General features: G+C 55.1%; 21 protein-coding genes. 9 read left to right on the top strand and 12 right to left on the bottom strand.

The window, feature by feature from the left end:
- Positions 1–449: 449 nt before the first annotated feature.
- From KUW67_RS16670 to KUW67_RS16685, 4 genes are read right to left on the bottom strand one after another with little or no spacing between them, the layout of a single operon-like run.
- Complete coding sequence (locus tag KUW67_RS16670; protein WP_370635027.1) at positions 450–1,634, bottom strand: CaiB/BaiF CoA transferase family protein; 1,185 nt, start codon at positions 1,632–1,634, stop codon at positions 450–452.
- Entirely contained in the window at positions 1,631–3,139 is a 1,509-nt protein-coding gene (locus KUW67_RS16675) for a tripartite tricarboxylate transporter permease (protein ID WP_224826469.1), read from the bottom strand. The genes KUW67_RS16670 and KUW67_RS16675 overlap by 4 nt, the downstream gene beginning before the upstream one ends.
- 3 nt (positions 3,140–3,142) lie before the next feature.
- On the bottom strand, positions 3,143–3,613 hold the full coding sequence (locus tag KUW67_RS16680) for a tripartite tricarboxylate transporter TctB family protein (protein WP_224826470.1): 471 nt from the start codon (positions 3,611–3,613) through the stop codon (positions 3,143–3,145).
- Between the two features lie 4 nt (positions 3,614–3,617).
- Positions 3,618–4,580, bottom strand: coding sequence for a tripartite tricarboxylate transporter substrate binding protein (locus KUW67_RS16685; RefSeq protein WP_224826471.1), 963 nt, complete (start codon positions 4,578–4,580; stop codon positions 3,618–3,620).
- Positions 4,581–4,705: 125 nt separating this feature from the next.
- Here KUW67_RS16685 and KUW67_RS16690 point away from each other — a divergent pair, with 125 nt between their 5' ends.
- Positions 4,706–5,608: a LysR family transcriptional regulator gene (locus tag KUW67_RS16690; protein ID WP_224826472.1), complete on the top strand. Its 903-nt coding sequence runs from the start codon at positions 4,706–4,708 to the stop codon at positions 5,606–5,608.
- Positions 5,609–5,742: 134 nt separating this feature from the next.
- Here the strand turns inward: KUW67_RS16690 and KUW67_RS16695 are convergent, their stop codons facing one another.
- The 8 genes from KUW67_RS16695 to KUW67_RS16730 all read right to left on the bottom strand — a co-directional run bounded on the left by KUW67_RS16695 (position 5,743) and on the right by KUW67_RS16730 (position 12,514).
- Positions 5,743–7,470, bottom strand: a complete 1,728-nt coding sequence (locus KUW67_RS16695; RefSeq protein WP_224826473.1) for a SulP family inorganic anion transporter — start codon at positions 7,468–7,470, stop codon at positions 5,743–5,745.
- Positions 7,471–7,602: 132 nt separating this feature from the next.
- On the bottom strand, positions 7,603–9,282 hold the full coding sequence (locus tag KUW67_RS16700) for a bifunctional protein tyrosine phosphatase family protein/NAD(P)/FAD-dependent oxidoreductase (protein ID WP_224826474.1): 1,680 nt from the start codon (positions 9,280–9,282) through the stop codon (positions 7,603–7,605).
- 20 nt (positions 9,283–9,302) lie between these two features.
- The gene (locus tag KUW67_RS16705) at positions 9,303–10,187 is read right to left on the bottom strand and encodes an MBL fold metallo-hydrolase (protein ID WP_224826554.1); all 885 of its coding nucleotides are present in this window, start codon (positions 10,185–10,187) and stop codon (positions 9,303–9,305) included.
- A gap of 26 nt (positions 10,188–10,213) precedes the next feature.
- A complete protein-coding gene (locus KUW67_RS16710; RefSeq protein ID WP_224826475.1) occupies positions 10,214–10,642 on the bottom strand; it encodes a DUF6691 family protein in 429 nt (142 codons plus the stop codon).
- Between the two features lies 1 nt (position 10,643).
- On the bottom strand, positions 10,644–11,075 hold the full coding sequence (locus KUW67_RS16715; RefSeq protein WP_224826476.1) for a YeeE/YedE family protein: 432 nt from the start codon (positions 11,073–11,075) through the stop codon (positions 10,644–10,646).
- Between the two features lie 4 nt (positions 11,076–11,079).
- Complete coding sequence (locus tag KUW67_RS16720) at positions 11,080–11,292, bottom strand: DUF2892 domain-containing protein (protein WP_224826477.1); 213 nt, start codon at positions 11,290–11,292, stop codon at positions 11,080–11,082.
- Between the two features lie 92 nt (positions 11,293–11,384).
- A complete protein-coding gene (locus KUW67_RS16725) occupies positions 11,385–12,047 on the bottom strand; it encodes a Crp/Fnr family transcriptional regulator (protein ID WP_224826478.1) in 663 nt (220 codons plus the stop codon).
- Positions 12,044–12,514, bottom strand: coding sequence for an Rrf2 family transcriptional regulator (locus KUW67_RS16730; RefSeq protein ID WP_224826479.1), 471 nt, complete (start codon positions 12,512–12,514; stop codon positions 12,044–12,046). Before KUW67_RS16730 ends, KUW67_RS16725 begins: the two co-directional genes overlap by 4 nt.
- Positions 12,515–12,634: 120 nt before the next feature.
- On the opposite strand from KUW67_RS16730, the gene KUW67_RS16735 reads away from it, so the two are divergent.
- From KUW67_RS16735 to KUW67_RS16770, 8 genes are all read left to right on the top strand, one after another.
- Complete coding sequence (locus KUW67_RS16735) at positions 12,635–13,273, top strand: peroxiredoxin (RefSeq protein ID WP_224826480.1); 639 nt, start codon at positions 12,635–12,637, stop codon at positions 13,271–13,273.
- Positions 13,274–13,324: 51 nt separating this feature from the next.
- A complete protein-coding gene (locus KUW67_RS16740; protein WP_224826481.1) occupies positions 13,325–13,756 on the top strand; it encodes a hypothetical protein in 432 nt (143 codons plus the stop codon).
- A gap of 71 nt (positions 13,757–13,827) precedes the next feature.
- Positions 13,828–15,240 (top strand): cytochrome ubiquinol oxidase subunit I, encoded by a 1,413-nt coding sequence (locus tag KUW67_RS16745; RefSeq protein ID WP_224826482.1) that lies wholly within the window; start codon positions 13,828–13,830, stop codon positions 15,238–15,240.
- 12 nt (positions 15,241–15,252) lie between these two features.
- Complete coding sequence (cydB, locus tag KUW67_RS16750; protein ID WP_224826483.1) at positions 15,253–16,257, top strand: cytochrome d ubiquinol oxidase subunit II; 1,005 nt, start codon at positions 15,253–15,255, stop codon at positions 16,255–16,257.
- A complete protein-coding gene (locus tag KUW67_RS16755; RefSeq protein ID WP_224826484.1) occupies positions 16,254–16,361 on the top strand; it encodes a DUF2474 domain-containing protein in 108 nt (35 codons plus the stop codon). Before cydB ends, KUW67_RS16755 begins: the two co-directional genes overlap by 4 nt.
- Before the next feature lie 813 nt (positions 16,362–17,174).
- On the top strand, positions 17,175–18,311 hold the full coding sequence (locus tag KUW67_RS16760; RefSeq protein WP_224826485.1) for a hypothetical protein: 1,137 nt from the start codon (positions 17,175–17,177) through the stop codon (positions 18,309–18,311).
- Positions 18,223–20,616 (top strand): ThiF family adenylyltransferase, encoded by a 2,394-nt coding sequence (locus KUW67_RS18535; protein ID WP_224826486.1) that lies wholly within the window; start codon positions 18,223–18,225, stop codon positions 20,614–20,616. The genes KUW67_RS16760 and KUW67_RS18535 overlap by 89 nt, the downstream gene beginning before the upstream one ends.
- Positions 20,613–21,251: a hypothetical protein gene (locus KUW67_RS16770; RefSeq protein WP_224826487.1), complete on the top strand. Its 639-nt coding sequence runs from the start codon at positions 20,613–20,615 to the stop codon at positions 21,249–21,251. The genes KUW67_RS18535 and KUW67_RS16770 overlap by 4 nt, the downstream gene beginning before the upstream one ends.
- Positions 21,252–21,287: the final 36 nt, after the last annotated feature.

The following is a 21,287-nucleotide window of genomic DNA, read 5'->3' on the forward strand; positions in this document are numbered from 1 at the left end:
AGAATTCGTAAAACAGCGCCGCTTGTGCCTCCTGCTTTGGTCCCATCATCGCCAAATCCCCCAATCAATAAAGGAATTGAATCAGCGATTACCACTTCGATCAAGCAAGAGTTTTTCAACACAATCGATTTGACTGTTTAGTCTATTTTCCAATGACCTCTGTGGATGGCTCCTGCATTGCAGCAACAGTCGTGCCGCAAGAGCAAATGGATGCTGCGTCAGCAATAGCCGCAGCTGCAAAAGGCCGCTCCGTCCGCAGACTGTTTGTTTGCCTCGGATATGATTTCGCGCTTGCAGCGAATGGCAGGTGAGCGGGTTGCAATCGTGGCATCAAGGCACCGTGCCTAACGGTCGCTTTGGGCCGACTGCGAACCCAAAGCCCCGAATTCTGCATTGCGCATCAATGTTCGCTTTAGGTCTTTTCAAGACTCTAGGCAGGTACAATCAGCTTACCCTACGATACGCTTTTTCATCAATTTAGAGATGTCTGCTTCATCATAGCCCAGCTCGTTTAGAACCGATCGACTATCCGTTCCCATATCACTAGGCCCTCGATTGGAAACAGCTGTGTCTACGTTGAAAGGGAGACCTGTAAAACCCGCCGGACCGCGTGTTGCAAAACCGCGATCAACAGCAGGCGGTAAATCAAGCGCGTCGGCAAGGGTTCGCACGCGCGCGCAGGGAACACCGGCGGAAAGCAAGATGTCCTCCCAGTCAGCGGCAGATTTTGTTAACAAAATTGCCGATAGCTTTTCCACAAGTGCTTCGCGGTGGGCATCGCGGGACTGTGGCGTCGCAAATTGCGGATTGCGAAGCCATGCGGCCTGGCCAATCGCATGGGCGAGCGCGTGAAACTGCGCGTCTTCGTTCACGCCAAGGCTGATATATCCTTCCCAACAGGGGAACGTTCCAGCAGAGGGTGATCGGCTGTTTGCGGCATTCCCGCGTGGCTGTGGTGGTGTTCCAGTCAGGCGAAAATCGGTGATCGTAGACGACATCAGCGTGAAAGCTGTTTCTAACATCGAAACGTCGACAAAACTGCCCTCACCGTTTTGGCTACGAGCCATCAACGCAGACATCACGCCCAAGGCCCCCGTCAAGCCTGTCGCATAATCAATGATCGGCGCACCTGTGCGGATGGGTCCGGTGTCCGATGTCCCGGTCAACGCCATTAATCCGCTAATCGCCTGGATATTGACGTCATAGGCTGGCGCGTTCGACATTGGATTATCCCGCCCATAGCCCGTCATCGCGCAATGGATCAGGCGCGGGTTCGTTGCACGCGTGTGGCGCTCTGTCAGGTTCAACCGCTCCAGCGTCGCGGGCCGATGATTTTCAACAAGCACATCCGCTGTGCACAAGAGCCGCGTGAACACCTCATGGCCATCGGGGTCAGCGACATCGACAGCAAGGTAGCGCTTACCGGCCCCTTGCGTCTGAAACGCGGTGCTTATTCCCGCTGACGCTTGAGCTTGATCACTGCCACCGCGGTGGCGCATGGCGTCCCCACGTCCGGGCCGTTCAACCTTGATGACTTCTGCCCCGAGTTGTCCCAGATAGTATGCGCAGGCTGGCCCTGCTAAAACATGCGTCCAGTCAATGACCTTTATCCCGGCGAGGGGCGCATTCATCATGTGTCCCCCAGACGGGCTGCACGCGATTGTTTGTTAAGGCTGCGCACACGCGCAATCATTGCTGCAACGCCGATCAGAAGGAACGCCAATGCAATCGGGCGCGTCACGAAAATCATCAAGCCATTGTCGCTGAGTAAAAGAGCTTGGCGAAACGTCTCTTCTGCGCCGCTCGCCAGCACAAACGAGATCACCAAAGCCGCTGGATTGAACTGCAACTTGCGCATCCCCCATCCGGCAAATCCGGCGGCGACCATCACGTAGACGTCAAACAGGTTGCCGCGCGATGTATAGGCGGCGACAAAGGATGTCAGAAAGATCAGCGGATACAGAACCTGCGGGGAAATACGGGTGATGAATTTCCCGATAAAGGCCGCTCCGAAATATCCGATTACCCCGTACATCACGATGCCGATCAACCCGCAGGCAAACAATGCAAACACCAAATCGCGGCTGGTTAGAAACATCGTTGGGCCGATCTGGATGCCATGGATCAGGAAGACCCCGATCAGGATCGCACCGATCGTTGATCCGGGTATACCAAGCGTCAGCAGCGGAGCCATCGACGGTCCGCTTACGGCATTGTTTGCGGCCTCCGGCGCGGCGACCCCTTCGAGCGCACCTTTGCCCCATTCCTCTGGATTGCGCGCGCGCCGTTTGCCTTCACCGTAAGCCACAAACGCCGCAATGGCAGAGCCCAGCCCTGGCAGCATGCCGATGAATGACCCGATGAACGAGGATCGAATGACATGCGGGATGCAGGGTTTATATTCGGCCCAGCTTAGCCCGTTGCGCTCCGCATCATTGTCGCTGTTTGGTACAAGTTCGGTCTTGGCCCCACGTTCCTCGAGCTGGGTAAAAACCTCGCCCAGCACGAATATCCCAATCATCAATGGAACAAGCGAAATCCCGTTGGTCAGATCGAAATTGCCAAACGTGAAACGCTCTGTTGAACTGATCGGGTCCAGGCCGATCATCGCCACCAGGACGCCAAGGGCCGCAGAGGCCAGCCCCCGCGTCACTGACTTGCCAATGACCGACCCAATCACGATGAAGGCGGCAAAATACACGGCAAACAGCTCAGGAGGTCCAAGTTTCAGTGCAATGGAGGCAATCCATGCCACGCCGATGATCAACAGTATCTCGCCCGTGAAATCACCGATAACAGATGAAATGGTCGCGACCTTCATCGCTTTGCCGGCTTTGCCTTGGCGCGCAAGGGGGTAGCCGTCCAACTGGGTCGCAGCCGATGCTGCCGTGCCCGGTGTATTGAACAAGATCGCGGCGATGGACCCACCGTAGCGGCCCGACTTGCCGATGACATAGAGAAACGCCAGCGCGGGCAGGGGCTCCATATAGAAGGTCAGCGGCAGCAGCATCGCAATCGCTGCCGATGCTGTCAGGCCTGGAATGGCGCCCACGATCATGCCGACGATGGCCGCTAGAAAGACCCAGCCCAGTAAAATCGGATCGCCCAGCACGGTGGCAAGCGCGGTAAAGATATCCATGCCTCAATAGCCCCCGATCACATCGAGCAAATCGAACCACGCACCCAGCGGGGGAAACACACCCAAAACAACGAAGAAAATACTATGGTAGATGGCCGGACACAGCACCGCTGCGGCGCAAAGGCCAATCAGGTTGCGCACCCCGAATATGTAAAGTGCAAGCGGTGCGGCCAAAGCGGTGCTCAGCAGATATCCGAAGGCAGATATCGCCCAGATATAGACCACTGACAGCAGCAACAACGCGCCAATGGCCGGAAGGTGTTGGCGATCTGTTTTGGGTGACGGTTTTGCGCTCCACAGTTCTGCGACGCCCAAAATCAAAAGCGCTAAGGATCCGCCAAGGGGAAAATACCGCGCACCCCAACGGCCATATTGATCAAGACCAATACCCATACTGACAAAGGTGGCGCCAATCCCGATCAGGATCAGCGCCACGCCGACGGTCCGCGATACGGGAGCAGGCACTGCGGACATCGGGCTATCCTTGCGACTGTAGCGCATCAATGACCGGTTGGGTTTCTTCTTGCATTTGGCGCAATCTTGCAGCCGTGTCAGCGCCGTTCAGGAACGCGGGCACATTGCCACGTTCGCGCATCAAGTCTGCGAACTGTTGGGTTTCGGTGATGGCCTTTAACGCGGCCTCCATGCCACTGATGATCTCTGCGTCGGTCCCTTTTGGCGCAAAGAACACGATGGGCGATGAAACAGCGACATAGTCAAAGCCGAGTTCGGCCAGCGTCGGGACATCATTGCGGATCGCGTCCCGCTCTGGGGCGGCGAGGGCCAAAACGCGCAACTCGTTTTCGAACCCTGCGGCTTGCTGGATGCCGACAAAGGCAAAATCGACTTGTTCGCCAATCACGGCGGCGCGTGTCGGTCCCCCGCCTTTAAACGGCACATCCTGTGCCTCAAGATCATTGCGGTTCAGGAAACTCTGACCCGCGACATGGTGAAACCCGCCGCGTCCATTATGCGCCCATCGCAGCGATCCGGGGTCGGCTTTTGCCGCATCCACCAAATCCTGGACACTTTGGAACGGGCTGTTTGCGGGCACGATAACGGCGGGTGTCAAGTTGCCGATCTGCGCAATGATTTCAAAGCTGTCAAAAGGGTTTACATCCGTGTCGCGCAGCATGGAGGTCAGCAGGAATGATCCCGATGACGTGACCATGACTGTGGTGCCATCGGGCCGTGCCGCGGCAGCTTCGGTCGCGCCGGTGATGCCAGACGACCCAGGCTTGTTCACAATCACCAACGGAACCGGCAGGATCCCTTCGGCAGAGGCGGCCGCGGCCCGTGCAAGTGCATCCGTGCCGCCGCCGGCAGAGTAAGGCAAGATCGCATTGATCGGGCGGCGTGGCACCCACTCGGCAAGCGCCGGGCTCGCTGCGACCAAGACAGAGGCTGACAGGCCTGTTTTGATAAATTCGCGTCTTTTCATGATGTCCTCCCATAGACAGCGGCGCCGATTTCGATCGCGCGGCATATAAATTTTCTGGACGTTAGCAAAAGAAGTAACATATAAAAAACGCAATTAACGCATTCATAAATCGAATAAATAGAACAATGAATATACGCTCGTTACGAATTTTCGTATATGTGATGGAAGAAGGCACGTTAGCACGCGCCGCAGAGCGGATGCATCTCAGCCAATCCGCCGCAAGCCGTCAGCTTGGCTTGCTGGAGGAAGAATTTGATGTGACACTTTTCAGCCGTGACCAGAAACGGCTGATCCCGACGCCGCAGGCCGAAACGTTCTATCCCGAAGCCCTTAGCCTTTTGGCCCAGATCGACGATCTGCCAACGGTGTTTGGCCAGATGAAAGAGGATATCCGCAGTCCCTTACGCATCATCTCGCAAACCCGGATTGCCAACGGCCTTGTGGTGCCCGCCATCGCGGAATTTGCGGCCCAATACCCCGAACAACCGATCAATTTAGAAATCATGCTGCGGCGCGATTTGGGGCGACGGATTATGCATCGGCAGTTTGATCTATGCGTATCCGCTTTGCCGCTGCCCGCTGAAAAGTTGGACCCGATCCCCCTTGGGGCGACCACACTTTGCATTGCACTGCCACGTGGGCATTCCCTCGCATCCCGCTGCAGCCTTGGGCCACAAGATATGCGCGGCGTCCCCTACATCGCGCTTGACGAGTCAACCGTGGTGCGCCGCCTGATTGACCGCCACGTCGCGGGTCTGGACAAACCGGTCTACGAGGTCTCTGTCGGCACGGCGGCCTATCGGCTTGTGCATCGCGGTCTTGGCTTTGCTTTTGCCGATCCCATCTCGCTTGATCCCGAACTCGCTGACGGAATTGTCCTTGTCCCATGGGAGCAAGAGCTGACCATTGCGTTCGGTTACTTTGTGGCAGCGCAACAAACGACAGAGCAATCGGCCCATGCGTTCGGTAAGATCCTCGAACAGCATTTCGTGAGAAAATGTGGCGACGTAGAGCGTCTGCGCACCTAGAAAAATAGCAGGTTTCATGTCTTTTGATTGCGCCCTCAAGCGGTCACAGCGAATTGCCGGTTCAATGGGCACACCTCAGCACCGCCAAGCATGGCTGGGTCGACTTTGGGTAGTCGCCGCGGCAAAGATGCCGCTTACTCTGCTGCGGCGCACACACGATCAGTCAGCACCGTCCACGCATCGTTTTGTGACAGAAATATCTGGCCGTTTAAGTCCCGAATGAGGTGCGAGCGTTTCAACCTGTCCATAACCGGTCCTTTAATCTCGGATAGATGCAATCCAATACCCATATCCGTCAAACGCAGATTTATGGCCTCTAGGCTTTCCAGCGCGGAATAATCGACCTCGTTCACGGCGGAGAACATCAAGATGACGTGTTCGATGTCACACCCGTCCGTTACACGGGACAGAATCATTTCTTGAAGGAACCGCGCGTTGATAAAGTAAAGGCTTTCGTCCACCCGTAGGGTCACGATTTTCGGGTCGGTTTCGACCGTGTGACGATGGATGTTACGGAAATGCTGAGTATCCGGCACCAACCCGACTTCGGCGACATGAGGCCGCGATGTCTTGAAAAGATGCAAGAGCACCGAGATGATCACGCCGGATGCGACGCCCACTTCCACGCCCAGTCCGAGCGTGAGCAGGATGGTTGCAGCGACTGCGGTAAAGTCTGACTTGGAATAGCCCCAGGTCTTCTTGAGGATCGAGACATCGACCAGGCTCAGTACGGCGACAATGATCGTTGCGGCCAGCGTGGCATTGGGCAGGAAGTAGACAAGCGGGGTCAAGGCCATTGCCGCAATAGCCAAACCCATGGCAGTGTATGCCCCCGCTGCAGGCGTTTCAGCCCCTGCATCATAGTTTACGACAGAGCGAGAGAACCCACCTGTCACCGGGTAACCGCCGGTGAAAGAGGCACCAATATTCGCAGCACCCAACCCGATCAGCTCTTGGTTTGGATCGACGCGCTGCCGCTTCTTGGCGGCGAGTGTTTGGGCAACAGACACCGACTCAACGAACCCGATGACCGAGATCAGGATAGCGGGCATCAAAAGCGACTGGATCAAGTCTGGAGAGAAGCCAGGCAGTGTCAGGGGCGGCAGGCTTTGCGGCACGTCTCCGACAATCCTGACGCCTTGAGCGTCTAGCTCGAAGAACCATACCGAAACAGTCGTCACGATGACGGCTGCGACTGGTCCGGCCTTTGTTGCGAAATCGGCAATCTTTGCTGATACGCCGAGCCGGTTCATCAAAGGTTTCAGCCCCTTGCGGACCCAAAAAAGGAAGGCCGTGGCCATCGCGCCCAACGCGACAGTGATCCAGTTGATGTCGCCAAGATGCGCGAAGAGTGAGGCCAGCATTTCTGGCAACGTGTGGCCATGGGCGCTAATCCCAAGGATGTGTTTCAGCTGGCTTGTCGCGATCAAGATGCCTGAAGCCGTGATAAACCCCGCGATCACGGGGTGACTTAGGAAGTTCGCCAGGAACCCCAGCCGCAGCACACCGAGGAGCACAAGAAAGCCGCCGGAGAGAAAGGCGAGGGTCAAGGCCGCGACTGCATAGCCTGCGGTTCCTTGTTCAGCCACTTGCCCCAAGGCGGACGCAGTCAAGAGCGAGACCACGGCAACGGGCCCCACAGCCAGCGCGCGGCTGGTGCCGAAAATGGCATAAAGAATGATAGGAGCGATCGATGCATAGATGCCCGCCTCAGGCGGCAATCCGGCAAGCAAGGCATAAGCCAGCGATTGCGGGATCAGCATGATTGTCACGATCACCGCAGCGATCATGTCGTTCGAAAAAGCTGTGCGGCTGTAGGTCCGCCCCCAATCAAGAATGGGCAAGTATTGGTGGAGTTTCATCGGTGCAATCGTTCAGAACAGGGACGGTCAGCCGATCGGGTCGAACTGACCGTCCAGTTTGCGGTTGAATAGGGAGATGCCAACCGGATGATTAGGCCACGGACAAATTTTCCCGCCACGGCATGGGGCGCGTTATTCAGCGGCGACCTTCAAAGGCTCTGGTTTAGCCATCCACTCTTTGCCACGCAGCATGGCCTTCCAGTAAATTGGCGGCAGCATTTTTTCCTTCAGGAACCAAGCGGCACGCGTCGGTTTGGTCCCGTCCAGCAAGACGGCTGGGAAGCTGGGTTTGAGCACGCCGCCATAGCCAAACTCGGCCAGAACGATCTTGCCGCGCTCAACAGTTAACGGGCAGGAGCCATAGCCATCGTATTGCGCGACAGCCGAACGGCCATTGATGTCAGCCAAGATGTTTTCTGCCACTGTCGGTGCCTGTTTCCGGGCGGCCGCTGCTGTCTTGGCGTTGGGTGCATTCATGACGTCACCCAGCGACCAGATATTGTCGAAGCTGCTATGGCGCAATGTTGCCTGATCCACGTCGACCCAGCCTGCCGCGTCGGCCAAGGGGGAAACCCGGATGAAGTCCGGTGCGACCTGCGGCGGACAGACATGCATCATGTCGAAGTCCACGATGACCTCGGTTGGGTCCGTGTCAGGTTTTGCGACCTTGAAGGTCGCCTTTTTTGCTGGCCCGTCTACAGCAATCAGATTGTTGAAAAAGTTGAGCGTTGCGTCGTATTTCTCAACGTATTTCATGAGTGCTGGAACATAGTCTTTGACACCGAAAAGTACGCCACCAGCGTTCATGAACTGGATATCGATGTTTTTCAGTGCGCCGTTGCGGAACCACGCGTCCCCGGAAAGATACATGGCCTTTTGCGGTGCGCCCGCGCATTTGATTGGCATCGGCGGTTGGGTGAAGATTGCCCGCCCTTCTTTCATTTCTTGGACCAATTGCCAGGTGTAGGGGGCCAGATCGTATCTGTAATTTGACGTCACTCCGTTGCGACCCAAGGTCTCCTCAAGCCCGTCAATCTGACCCCAATCAAGCTTCAGACCAGGGCATACGACCAGCCGGTCATATTTCACAACGCGGCACCCATCGAGGATGACAGCATTGTTTTCCGGCTCAAACGCGGCAACGGCTGCTTTGATCCATTTGATGCCACGCGGGATCAGCGATCCCATGGTCTTTGCTGTTTCTTGAGCATCAAAGATGCCGCCACCCACCATCGTCCAACCGGGTTGGTAATAGTGGATATCAGCAGGGTCGATCACTGCGATGGACAAATTCGACTTGCGCGATTGCAGGCTGGCGGCAACGGAAACGCCGCCTGCGCCTGCCCCAACGATCACGATGTCGTACTTGGCATCACCCGTGTCAGTTGGGGTCTTGCCTCCGTTTGCAATGCGGCGCGCCACGCCGTTCATATCGTACCCGGCGGCCTTGGTCGCCGCGAGGATTTCGGGCATTGGTCTTTTCTTCGCTTCATTGAAAGACCACAACGTCGCGGACCGTGTTCCTGTCCGGCAATAGGCCAGCACGGGGCGCGGTATGTCCTTCAACGCGGCACCAAAAGCGGCTGCATCGTCATCGCTAACCTTGCCCGCAACAACCGGGACATAGCGCGCCTCGATGCCAGCCTTTTGTGCTTCCTTTTCGATTTCGGCAAATGTGGGTTGGTCAGCGCCTTCGCCGTCCGGTCGGTTACAGATGATTGCTTTGAACCCTGCCGCCTTCAGCGCTGCAATGTCCGCTGCAGTGATCTGAGGGCTGACACTGAACCTCTCCGAGATCTCTTTGATTTCCATGTTTTTCTCCTCCCCGAGACTTACAGCCCGTTCACGGGCACCTTGAGCATGGGGTTCCCATCCTCATCCGTGGGCACTTGCCCTGCGCGCATGTTCACTTGCAGCGACGGGATGATCAGCTTGGGCATGGCGAGTTGCGCGTCACGCTCAGTGCGAAATTTGATGAAGTCTTCTTTCGTCTTGCCGCGACCAACGTGAATGTTGTGCTCTTTTTCGTCGGCTACTGTGGTTTCCCACGCGATGTCGCGGCCGTTGGGGCCATAGTCATGGCACATGAATAGTCGTGTGGCATCCGGCAGAGCCAGCACCTTCATGATGCTTTTATAGAGCTCTTCGGCGCTTCCACCTGGGAAATCACAGCGAGCCGAGCCGCTATCGGGCATGAACAGCGTATCGCCAACAAAGGCGGCATCGCCCATCACATGAACCATGCAAGCTGGTGTGTGACCTGGGGTGTACATGGCAAAGGCCTGCATGTTGCCGATCATATAAGTGTCGCCATCCTCAAACAGCGCATCAAACTGACTGCCGTCACGTTGGAATTCGGTGCCTTCGTTAAAGAGCTTTCCGAACACGTTCTGCACGATCATGATTTTGGCGCCGATGCCGATCTTGCCGCCTAGCTTCTCCTGAATGTAGGGCGCGGCACTCAGATGATCGGCGTGAACGTGGGTTTCGATTATCCACTCCAGCTTCAAGCCTTGCGCCTCGATCTGGTGGATCAGTTCATCTGCATGATCATAGGTGATCCGCCCAGCCGCATAGTCGATGTCCATGACGCTATCGACGATTGCACAAGAGTTGGATGACGGGTCTTTCACGATGTAGCTGATCGTGTTTGTCGCTTCGTCAAAGAAGGCCTGAACCTCCGGTTCGATGTCCATGTTGACGGGGTAAGTCATGATGTATCCTCCAAAAGCAATTCTTAGGGCTAGGTGGTTGCTTGTTTTGGTGTGGGGCTAACCCAGCGACGGATGAAAAAGCCGCCTGTCACGGAGATAAGGAACAGGGCGACCTCCCAACGGCCAGTGCCCAGTGCGGGGATTGCCGCACCGGGGCAGAAACCCGCGATGCCCCAGCCAATGCCAAACAGTGCCGAGCCGCCGATAAGTCTGCTGTCGATCAGCGGTGAGGTCGGCACTTGAAATCGCTGTTCAAAAAGCGGCTGCGTACGTCGCCAAACCAGTCGATAACCGATAAATGTCACGACCAATGCGCCGCCCATGACAAACATCAGGCTGAGGTCCCATGTCCCGGCAATATCAAAGAAATTCAGAACCTTTGCCGGGTCCATCATGCCCGAAATTGCAATACCGGTGCCAAAGACAAGGCCGGTCAGAAGCGCAAAAAGATATTTCATCTCAGCCTCCAAAGACGTGACGGATCAAGAAGACGGTGATGGCAGCTGTCGCCATGAAGGTCGGCACAGCTACGAGCGATCGGACTGAGAGACGCGACAAACCACAGACACCGTGACCGGATGTGCATCCTGACCCTAGGCTTGCGCCCAGCCCCACGATTACACCGCCAATAACAATCATCGCCGGGCTAGCGTGGACCGTCAGCGCAGGCATCGCGCCTGTGACAGCGAAGATCAGGCCGGGGGCCAAGATCATGCCGAGGATCAAGGCTAAGCGCCATGTCATCTCGTCCCGGTTTTCCGCAAATACTGCGCCAGACAAGATACCAGTTGCACCAAAGATCCGTCCGAGGCCCAACATCAGCATGACGGCCCCCAAGCCGATGAGCATGCCGCCGCCAAAAGACATCAAAGGTGTGAATGCCGTTTCCATCCTCTTAGGGCCGGCAAGTCTTGAAACCGAAGATCGAATAGATCGGGCAGACGCGCGTGGCGGCTACAATCAGCATCACTGCCCCGACAATGGCCGCGCCATATTTAAGGACGGTACTGTCAAATGCAGGCAGGCCGCTGAAAAAAGCGAGGTAGAGCAGTCCCGCGCCAAGTGCGGCGCGAAGGATGCGGTCGATAGTTCCGACATTGGTGGTCATGGTGTTCTCCATGCTGATAACTTGGAGAACAGTTATAACTTTGATTTGGGAGCTTCAGTGACATTGTCACTTAACATGCAGAAAGCTGAATATTACGCCGATGCTGCAAGCACCCGAAGGGCAGGTTTATCCAGTAATGCAATGCGGCCACGCGATTGACCAATCATCTCACGCTTCTGAAAATCCTGCAGGATGCGACTGATCACTTCGCGCGCTGTGCCCAATTCACTGGCAAGTTGCTGATGGGTGGCCGCAATTTCCTTTAAGTCACCTGCCAAAGCCAAGAGCCGTTCCGCCAAGCGCACATCCATATGCCCAAAAGCGACGTCATCCACAACGCGGAGCAAGTCAATTAGCCGCCGCGAATAGGCAGCAAAGACGAACTTTCGAAACGTCTCTTCCTCAGCCACCAGTCTATCAAAGGCCGACTTGGGCAGAACAATGGCGGTGATGTCAGTTTCGGCGATGCCTTCTGCGTTGTAGGCCTCTTCCGCAAGCATACAAGCGGTCGTCAAAACGCAGCTCTCGCCTGCATCCACACGGTAGAGCACAATTTCCCGGCCCGTGTCTGAGCTTTGCACAACACGGATGCGGCCATCGTATAGGAAGAGAAGGCTATCTGGTATGTTTGTAGGCCCGAAAACCTGTGCGCCAGCGGGTATTTTGAGTGTACGCACCACTTTCAGCAACCGGTCCCGCACTGCGCGCGGCAGCGCTGCAGTGCCCTGAAACCGCTCTGTCCAATCTTTGATCAACGTGCTTTGCGCATCGGTGCCACGATGCCCTCTTCAAGTGGGGCGATACGAGCCAGAAGATCGCCTCGGTTGGCGGCAATATCGGCCAGTGTCAGATCGTCCAGCACGTCCATGAACGCCTGCGTTGCCTTTTGAAGAGCGCGTGACAGCTTGCACACTCCAATCAGGGGACAAGTATTTTTTGCGGGATTGAAGCACTCAACAAGATTGAGCGGACCTTCAGTCAAACGCACGACGTCGCCAATCACAATCTCTTTTGCAGGTTTGCCTAGACGAAACCCGCCATTGCGCCCCCGCTGCGTCACCACATATCCCGCAAGGCCCAGTTCGTGCACGATCTTTACGATGTGCGGTCGGGCTAGCCCATGCACGCGTACAACGTCATCAACCCGGATTAATTCGGGGGCCTTGAGTGCCGCCAGTTGTAAAGAGCGCAGGGCAAAATTGGTGTAGGATGTCAGTTTCATGGTGTCTCCTCGTCCATAACCTATATTTTGATTATATCTTTTTGCAAGATGGGTGACATTATCACTGAACTCCGGCGCGTTCGATCCTAACTCAGGCTCAAGCAACCAAAGGAGAGCAAGATGACACTGCTGCTTGGTGACATTGTTCCTGACTTCACTGCAGATACCACAACCGGACCAATTTCGTTTCACGACTGGATTGGAGACGACTGGGCTTTCTTTTTCAGCCACCCAGCGGATTTCACACCTGTGTGCACCACAGAAATGGGGCGCACGGCGCAATTGGCCGAAGACTTCGCCAAACGCGGTGTAAAGCCGATTGGTCTCAGCACGGACACTATCGAGGAGCACTTCAAGTGGATCGATGACGTAAACGATACGCAGAACACAACATTGCGCTTCCCTATCGTTGCAGACCCGGATTGTGAAATCGCAAAGCTCTATGAGATGCTTCATCCCGGTGAATCGGAAACTGCTGCGGTTCGGTCCGTCTTCATCATCGATCCCGACAAAAAACTACGTTTGTCGATGACCTATCCGATGAGTGTGGGGCGCAACTTTGATGAAATCCTGCGCGTAATAGATGCGCTGCAGACCAGCGATGCGAACGGTGTCGCCCTTCCTGCCGATTGGCGGCCCGGCGACCGCGCGATCATTCCGCCGTCAGTGTCGAATGCAGATGCAACCACGAAGTTTCCGCAAGGGTTCGAGGAAATCCGCCCGTACCTGCGCACTGTGGACCTGAATGCCGAGGCCTGAGCCTAAGCCGTTTAGGCCCTCAACATTTCACCTATATCGGAGAGAATACCCATGAAGACGTTTCTACTCGCATTGACCACCGCGCTTGGCCTTGGCTCTGTGGCACAGGCAGAGGATACCCCGAACCTTGTTACGATCCTTGCCTCTGGTGAGCCGCAAACGCAATTGATGAGCATGGTGCTTACCATGCAATCCATTCAGCAGGGATCGAGCGCACATATCCTACTGTGCGGACCAGCTGGTGATCTTGCGCTGAAAGAAGCACCTGCTTCCGCCACGGCACCGCAAGCCCCGCGAGATATGAGCCCACAGGGACTCATGCAGACCATCATGCAAAGCGGGGCAACGGTCGAAGTCTGTGCCATCTACCTGCCGAACAAGGGCGTTGAACCGACAGCGCTTTTGGATGGGATCTCAGCTGCCGCTCCGCCTGAGATGGCCGCGCGCCTGCTGGCACCCAACACACGGGTTATGTCGTTCTGAACATTTTGAGAGACGCAGGCTATGGCGGGACACTGCCATAGCTGCTCACCTTACAGGATTGGGAATTTACCATGCTTGACGGCTTCAGCGCCGAGATGCTCGCGCGTATCCAATTCGCGCTTACGGTGTCGTTCCATATCATCTTTCCCGCTTTTTCCATCGGGTTGGCCAGCTACCTTGCTGTGCTGAACGGATTGTGGATGCGGACGCGGGACGAAACCTATCTGACGCTTTTCAACTACTGGAAAAAGATCTTCGCTGTGGCCTTTGGCATGGGCGTCGTTTCGGGCATCGTGATGTCCTATCAGTTCGGCACCAATTGGTCGGTCTTTTCGGATCGGGCGGGGCCAGTGGTTGGCCCGCTTATGGCCTATGAGGTTCTGTCTGCGTTCTTTCTCGAAGCTGGGTTCCTTGGTATTATGCTGTTTGGCCGCGAACGGGTGGGCGAGAAGCTACATATGTTCGCCACAGCGATGGTGGCTTTCGGCACCCTGATGTCTGCCACATGGATTTTGTCGGTGAACAGCTGGATGCAGACGCCTGCGGGTTTTTCGATCAACGATGTTGGCCAGTTTGTACCGGAAGACTGGTGGCAGATTGTCTTTAACCCGTCCTTCCCCCATCGCCTTGCCCACATGGTGCTTGCAGCGTTCCTGACCACCGCGCTGGTCGTGGGTGCTGTTGGTGCTGTGCATCTGTTGCGCGACAAAACTGATAAGGAAGCGCGGCGCATGTTCTCGATGGCTATGTGGATGGCTGTGATCGTCACCCCGATTCAAATTTTTGCCGGGCATGAACACGGGCTCAATACTTTCGAACACCAACCGGTCAAAATCATGGCAATGGAAGGCCACTACGAAAGCCATACAGAGGGCTGGGCACCGCTCTATCTTTTCGGAGTTCCACACGATGCGGAGCAACAGCTCGACTACGCCCTTGGGATTCCCGGTCTCGGCAACCTCATCTTTGAAAAACCTCTTGATACGCCAGTGATGGGTCTCGACACGATTCCAGACGATGAACAGCCGCCCGTAGGCATTGTTTTCTGGTCGTTCCGGATCATGGTGGGGCTTGGGTTCGCAATGCTGGGTCTGGGCGTATGGTCGGCTTGGGCGCGTTGGCGCGGTTCCTTGTACGATGCGCCTTGGTTGCACCGGGCCAGCATTCTAATGGGGCCGACAGGGTTTGTGGCTGTTCTGGCGGGGTGGATCACAACCGAGGTCGGGCGTCAGCCATACACAGTATATGGCTTCTTGCGCACCTCAGACAGCCTCGCACCTGTTGATGCGCCCGCTGTCGCGGCATCTCTTTTGGCCTTTATCATCGTGTACTTTGCCGTCTTTGGGGCAGGCACAGTCTATATCCTGCGCATGATGAACAAACCGCCAGCGACACCTAAGCTTGGTCTGCGCGATGGCCCGATCCGGACTGCAGGGATAACGCCTGCACCGCAAGTTGATCCTGACTTGATCCCTGGCGAATAAGGAGCATTCCTCATGGTTTTTGATCTCGCATTTATCTGGGCCGGGTTGATCGCCTTTGCCGTCCTGACCTATGTGGTGCTCGATGGCTTCGATCTGGGTATCGGCATCCTGTTCCCGTTCGGAAAATCCGAACGAGACAGGGATCTGATGATGAACTCCGTCGCCCCTGTTTGGGACGGAAATGAAACCTGGCTTGTTCTTGGCGGTGGTGGCCTTTTTGCCGTCTTCCCTTTGGCCTATGCCATCGTGATGCCCGCGCTTTACATGCCGATAACCCTGATGCTGCTGGCCTTGGTGTTTCGGGGCGTGTCCTTTGAATATCGTTGGCGGACCGAGAGGAAAGGACTGTGGGATGTCACGTTCTTCGGCGGATCTTTCGTCGCTGCGTTTTGTCAGGGGGTTGCCCTCGGCGCGTTGGTACAGGGCATTGAGATCGACGGCCGGGCCTATGCAGGCGGTTGGTTTGACTGGCTCACGCCGTTCTCGGTGCTCACCGGTCTCGCTGTTGTCGTAGGTTATGCACTTCTCGGTGCAACGTGGCTGGTGCTGAAAACGGAAGGCGATCTGCGGATGGCAATGCGCGGCCATGCCTGGTGGCTTGGGGCCGCAACGCTTGTCGTAATCGGCATTGTCAGCATCCTCACTCCATTTCAGGATCCGATCTACTTCGAACGCTGGTTCAATCTGCCTGGAAGCCTCTGGTCAATGATCGTGCCGGTGTTGATGGTTTTCCTTGCGTGGTCTTTTTTCACAGGCCTCAATGATCAAAGCGATCTAAGACCATTCCTGTCCGCGCTTGGCTTCTTTGTCGTCAGCTTCATCGGCATCGGGATCAGCTTTTTCCCAATGATGGTGCCACCTTCCTTGACGATCTGGCAGGCCGCAGCACCTGACAGCAGCCTTGCATTCGCTTTGGTCGGTGCGGTGATCCTGATCCCGATCATCGTGGCCTACACAGCATACGCGTACTGGGTGTTTCGCGGGAAAATGGACCCATCAGAGGGGTATCACTCATGACCCGTACTCTGCTTCGCAAATGGTTGTGGTTCATTGGTTTGTGGATCGCGGGTGTCGTGACCTTGGGAACCGTGGCAATGCTAATACGGGTGATGGTGCTTTAACTCACTTGGAGCGGATCACACCCATGAATGAGTGATGATGCTAACTGCACCGAAAATGCGACGAGGGATTTCTATCTCATCACAGCTTTCCAAGTCCCAATTTGTGGTTTGTCTACAATGCGCTGGATGTCGAGCCGCACCTGCACAAGTTCGGTTTGTCCCGTATACTGGGCCTCAAAGAGTGGAACTTCTGCACCGTCCATGAATGTCCTGTTCGCTGAACGCTGGGTTGCACCAGATGAGCGGCACCACCTCGGAGAAGGCGCCGGAGGCGCACCTCACCGCTGGACGAGGAATTACAGTGTCCAGTCGATCCCGAGCGCAAAAACTGTGCTTATACTATTCTCGGTCAGAGCGCCCCAAGCGGGCGGCGACCTAAGTGCATGATTTCGAAAAAATTGGAGGCGAGTACCGGACTATGCAATAAATTATAAATATTTGTTTATTAACAAGTATTTATGCCGATTTCTACTGTAGAGTTTTCACACAGAAATTCACACACTTTGACCGCTGTTTATGCACGGAAAGCATTCGATTTTGCCCGCACTGTAAGCCCGCTCAGATAGGTCGATGATCTGCAAGAAGCGGTGGTCCTGTGTTACTTCCGTTCCAACATCAGCGTTTACTGCCGGTATCTGTGACACCTCATGTGATAGGCGGGCAAACACCTTATGGGAGATTGGCGAATTATCGACTACCCGTCTGCCACTCTTGGTTCGGTAACAAATGGATAAATTGTGTTAATATTGCCTTGAATTGTTCACTCTTTGTCCATACCTAAGCTGCCCCAACAACAAATCGATGAGCAGCCCGATGACCGCAAGACTTGCATCTTTCCCGCTTGGAAACGCCGACTCCACACGTCTTCGGTTGAATGACGGTCGGAGGTTGCTCTTTGACTTTGCTGATATGGGTAAATCCTCCGGGTCAGACATTTCGTTCGACCTTGAGAAAGAGGTGCGCGATGACCTGCGATTGGGCAAGCGGGCAAGCTTATCGGTGCTGTGCTACACGCATCTGGACGGTGATCACTGCTCCCATTCCAAGGACGTATTCTGGTTCTCGCACTCGACCGCTTTGCAGTCGGACGACCGGATCAAGTTTGATGAATTGTGGGTGCCTGCGGCTGCCATTGTTGAGACAGGCTTGACCCACCCTGATGCAAAGATCGTCCAGAAAGAAGCGCGTCAGAGGCTTCGTGACGGCAAGGGAGTCAAAGTATTTTCGTCGCCCAAGGGGCTTGAGGATTGGTTGAAGAGTGAGGGACTGACACTGGAAGGTCGTCAGAATTGTATCGTCAACGCTGGTGAACTCGTGCCTGGTTATGACAAGCACGATACTGGCGGCAGTGAGTTCTTCGTTCACTGCCCGCTTAGTTGGAAACAAGACGAAAACGACGACGTGGTTCGCAATGAGGACTCTATTGTTCTGCACGTAACTGTTCGTGTGGGGGGCAAAGACAACCGCATCCTGCTGGGCTCCGACGTGAACTCGGACACATTGTCCGAGATAGTCAAGTCAACCAAGCGCCATAAGAATGAAGACAGACTTGAATGGGATGTTCTGAAGCTCTTCCACCACTGTTCATACAAGGCATTGAATAAGGATGGCAAAGAAGACGACCCGACCAAACCAGTCCCAGATGTCAAATGGCTCATGGAGGATCAGGGCCAGCAGGGATCGATCATCATATCTTCGAGTAGACTGATCCCTGCCAAGGGCTCTGCGGAAGACAATGATCAACCACCTCACCGGAAAGCTGCCAATTATTATAAGCCGCTTCAGTCAAACCGGAGTGGTCGTTTCTTAGTGACCATGGAAGAAGCTGGCAAACCAACGACCGTGGAGTTCACCTCGTCTGGTGCAAGGTATCTCCCAGCAGCTTTGGCGGCACCTGCCGTCGCAGGTGGTCAAGCAGCCGCTTCGCCTGCTCGATCTGGTAGCAAGTGACATCCCCGGGATGATAGACCATCAGCAACAAGGCGAACCGCATCTGGTTCACGGAGTCCTGATTGAGCCTAGCCAGTTGATGCACCCTTTAGCGGTTTCTCTCTTCGATTTCGTTGATGGGCACGGTGGTCGTGATGCGAAAGTTAATGCCGTATATAGCGTCGATGAAGGGGTTGAGGCTGTCACAATTACGCTCACCACTTCGGCCCCGCAACACCCTGCATACCCAATACTGCCCTCTGAGCCACTGGCGGTTTTTTTCTACCCTGAGCACCCGCCAATTGTGGTGCCTCTAAGGCGGGACTTCCCTCCGTCACCACACTCGTATGGCTTGCCCGTCGAGATGAAGACATCTGCGGAGATGTCACTTTGCATTGATGATCGGCCTTGGGATGACGCTTGTGGCGACTATAGCGGCCCAGAAATCATCTACCGGATTCACCGCTGGCTGGATCGCACTGCTACAGGTGAAATCAACGACGCATTGCAAGCGCCGGACCTTGCGTTTTTGCCGTCTCACGTCACGGTTATGATCTCGGATGAAATCCGTAGGCACTTAACTCAGTCAGGGTGCCCACCATACTTCGTTTCACTTCGAGCAACGGACACCGCAGAGAAATTCTTCGAAGCATTGCCGCCAGAGGCAATTGCGGATTCACCGGGTGATGGCATGGAATGGGTCACCTATGTCGGGATCAGTCTTGAAGCAAAGGTGGAGAATGCTGGTGCAATGTGGCGGGCACCAACATTGCTTGGGCACTTGCGACAAAGCATAGCTGGCCCAGGGTTTGATCTCATCTCAGACGTTCAGAAGCGAATTTCTGAAATGGTCGAAAAAGCGAATAGTGAACTTCTACGTTTATACGAATCCCAACTCATTATAGAGGTGAACCTGGCCAACCTCACAGCAGAACGTATGGAGAGCTTCTTTTTGCTGACCGACCGCACCATTGGTGAGGTCGGCGTGGGCCTCGGCTTGCTTTACCCACCCAACACAGACATCAATGCCAGCTATACGAGACGACTTCCGTCAGGCGACATCGATCAAGAAAGACTTGATGGCATTCACCTGCTTCAGGCAAACCATGTCAGGTCATTTGACACTGCCGCAGCGACCTTTCTGTCAGGCCGCGACTGCAGTCATGATGACCCGCTGGCGTTGCCGTGTCTTGTTTTGGGTGTTGGATCGATTGGTAGCCAAGTCATTACCAACCTCGTTCGGGAAGGTGCATTCACAGAACTCGTTCTCGTGGATGATGATCATCTTGCCCCGCACAACTTGGTCCGACACACACTTCTTTCGTCAGAGGTTGGACGCTCAAAGTCATCCAGTGTGGCAGAGCAATTGGTCGCTATTCGACCTGATCTTCAATGCCGCGCCCTCCACGGAAAGTTCGGACAGAACACCGAACAAGATGACTTGATTAGTGAATTTGCCGAGGCAGAACTAGTTTTGGACTTAACCGCTTCGGTGGGGGCCAGCCGGAGCCTTTCTGATCATGAAAGCCGTGGTCGAGCGATCAGTGCATTCTTTAACCCCATGGGGAACGCGGTTGTCGTGTTGGCCGAAGATAAGGCCAGGGACCATGATTTAAGCGCACTTGAAGCAATCTACTACGGCATGATCGTAGATGACGAGCGTTTGGAAGATCACTTGCAGGTCCCGAACATCGCGATGATTGGTGGCGGACAATGCAGGGCGACTACTAACCGGATGGCTTCATCAGATGCCGCAATCCTATCAGGAGTTGCATCGAAACATATCGGCTCAACTGCTGCGCAAGACGAAGCTTCCGTCCTCATCAACCATATTGGCAAAAACGGGTCGATGTCGTCGATCCAGTTATCGCCCAAAGGTTCCCCAATCGTTGAGGTGTTCGGCGATTGGACCGCGCGGGTATCAATCGATGTGATCGACAAACTGCGTATGTGCAGGACTACTGCAAGCCCGAACGAGACTGGTGGTGTGTTACTGGGCATCGTAGATCATGGCAGAAGGAGCATAGAGGTCGTTGTGGGCCTGCCTGCTGCTCCAGATAGCACCGGAACACCAAATTCATTCGAGCGTGGAGTCCATGATTTACGTGAAGTGATTGATCAAGCGCGGCAAAAGACGATGGACCAAATCGTTTACATCGGGGAGTGGCATACTCACCCCGACGGGGCACGTGTTGACCCGAGTCCCGTTGACAACGATCAGCTTGAGGGCCTGCGGAGCGCAATGCTTGGACAACAACGGCCAATTGTTATGCTGATCGTTGGGGCGGGTGAAACGAACCTAATCCTAGGAGGAGACGACCTGTGAAGTTTGATCCCTACGAGTTCATTGCAGTTGCCATCCCTGGGGCGTTGCCGACCCTGACGGTATCCTTGCTTGTGCCGGAAGTCGCAGCAGTAATCATGGCCAACGGCGTCGATCTTGGGTCATTCGGCATTTTTTTGATCGTGTCTTTTGTTGTTGGTCATGTAGTGCAACTCGTGGGAAATGTGATCGAGCAGATCGAAGCTTTCGTAACTTTCGGTGCCATTGATATGGCCGTCCGTGAAGAACGCAGACCGGTTCACTCAGAGCAATGGCACAGGTTCTGCAATCACCTTGCTGAAGCAAGCATCAGTGGTCCTGCGGGGATCACCAGTAAGACGTGGCCAGGTCTTCGGAGGGAAGTCTATGCCCGACTCTCAGCCGACGGAAGAACAGAGCGGATAGATATGTTTAATAGAACATATGGTCTATGCCGTGGGATGGTCGCGGGTGCCGCGATATCTGCTGGTGTGCTTCTGTTTTTCGGCGACGAGAACGGATGGAAACTGTCAGCCATGGTCGTCGTGTTCTTGGCGCTGCCTTTGTATGTGCGAATGAGGCGGTTCAGCAGATATTACTTCACTGAAACCGTAAGTCAGTTTCTGTCTTTGGGATCAGACCAATCACAACCTCGATGAAAATTTGATGCCCCCGACCCAGGCGCTCTACGAAAC

Origin of the sequence: Cognatishimia sp. MH4019 (genome assembly GCF_020177595.1) — a bacterium.
Lineage (GTDB): Bacteria > Pseudomonadota > Alphaproteobacteria > Rhodobacterales > Rhodobacteraceae > JAHTBL01.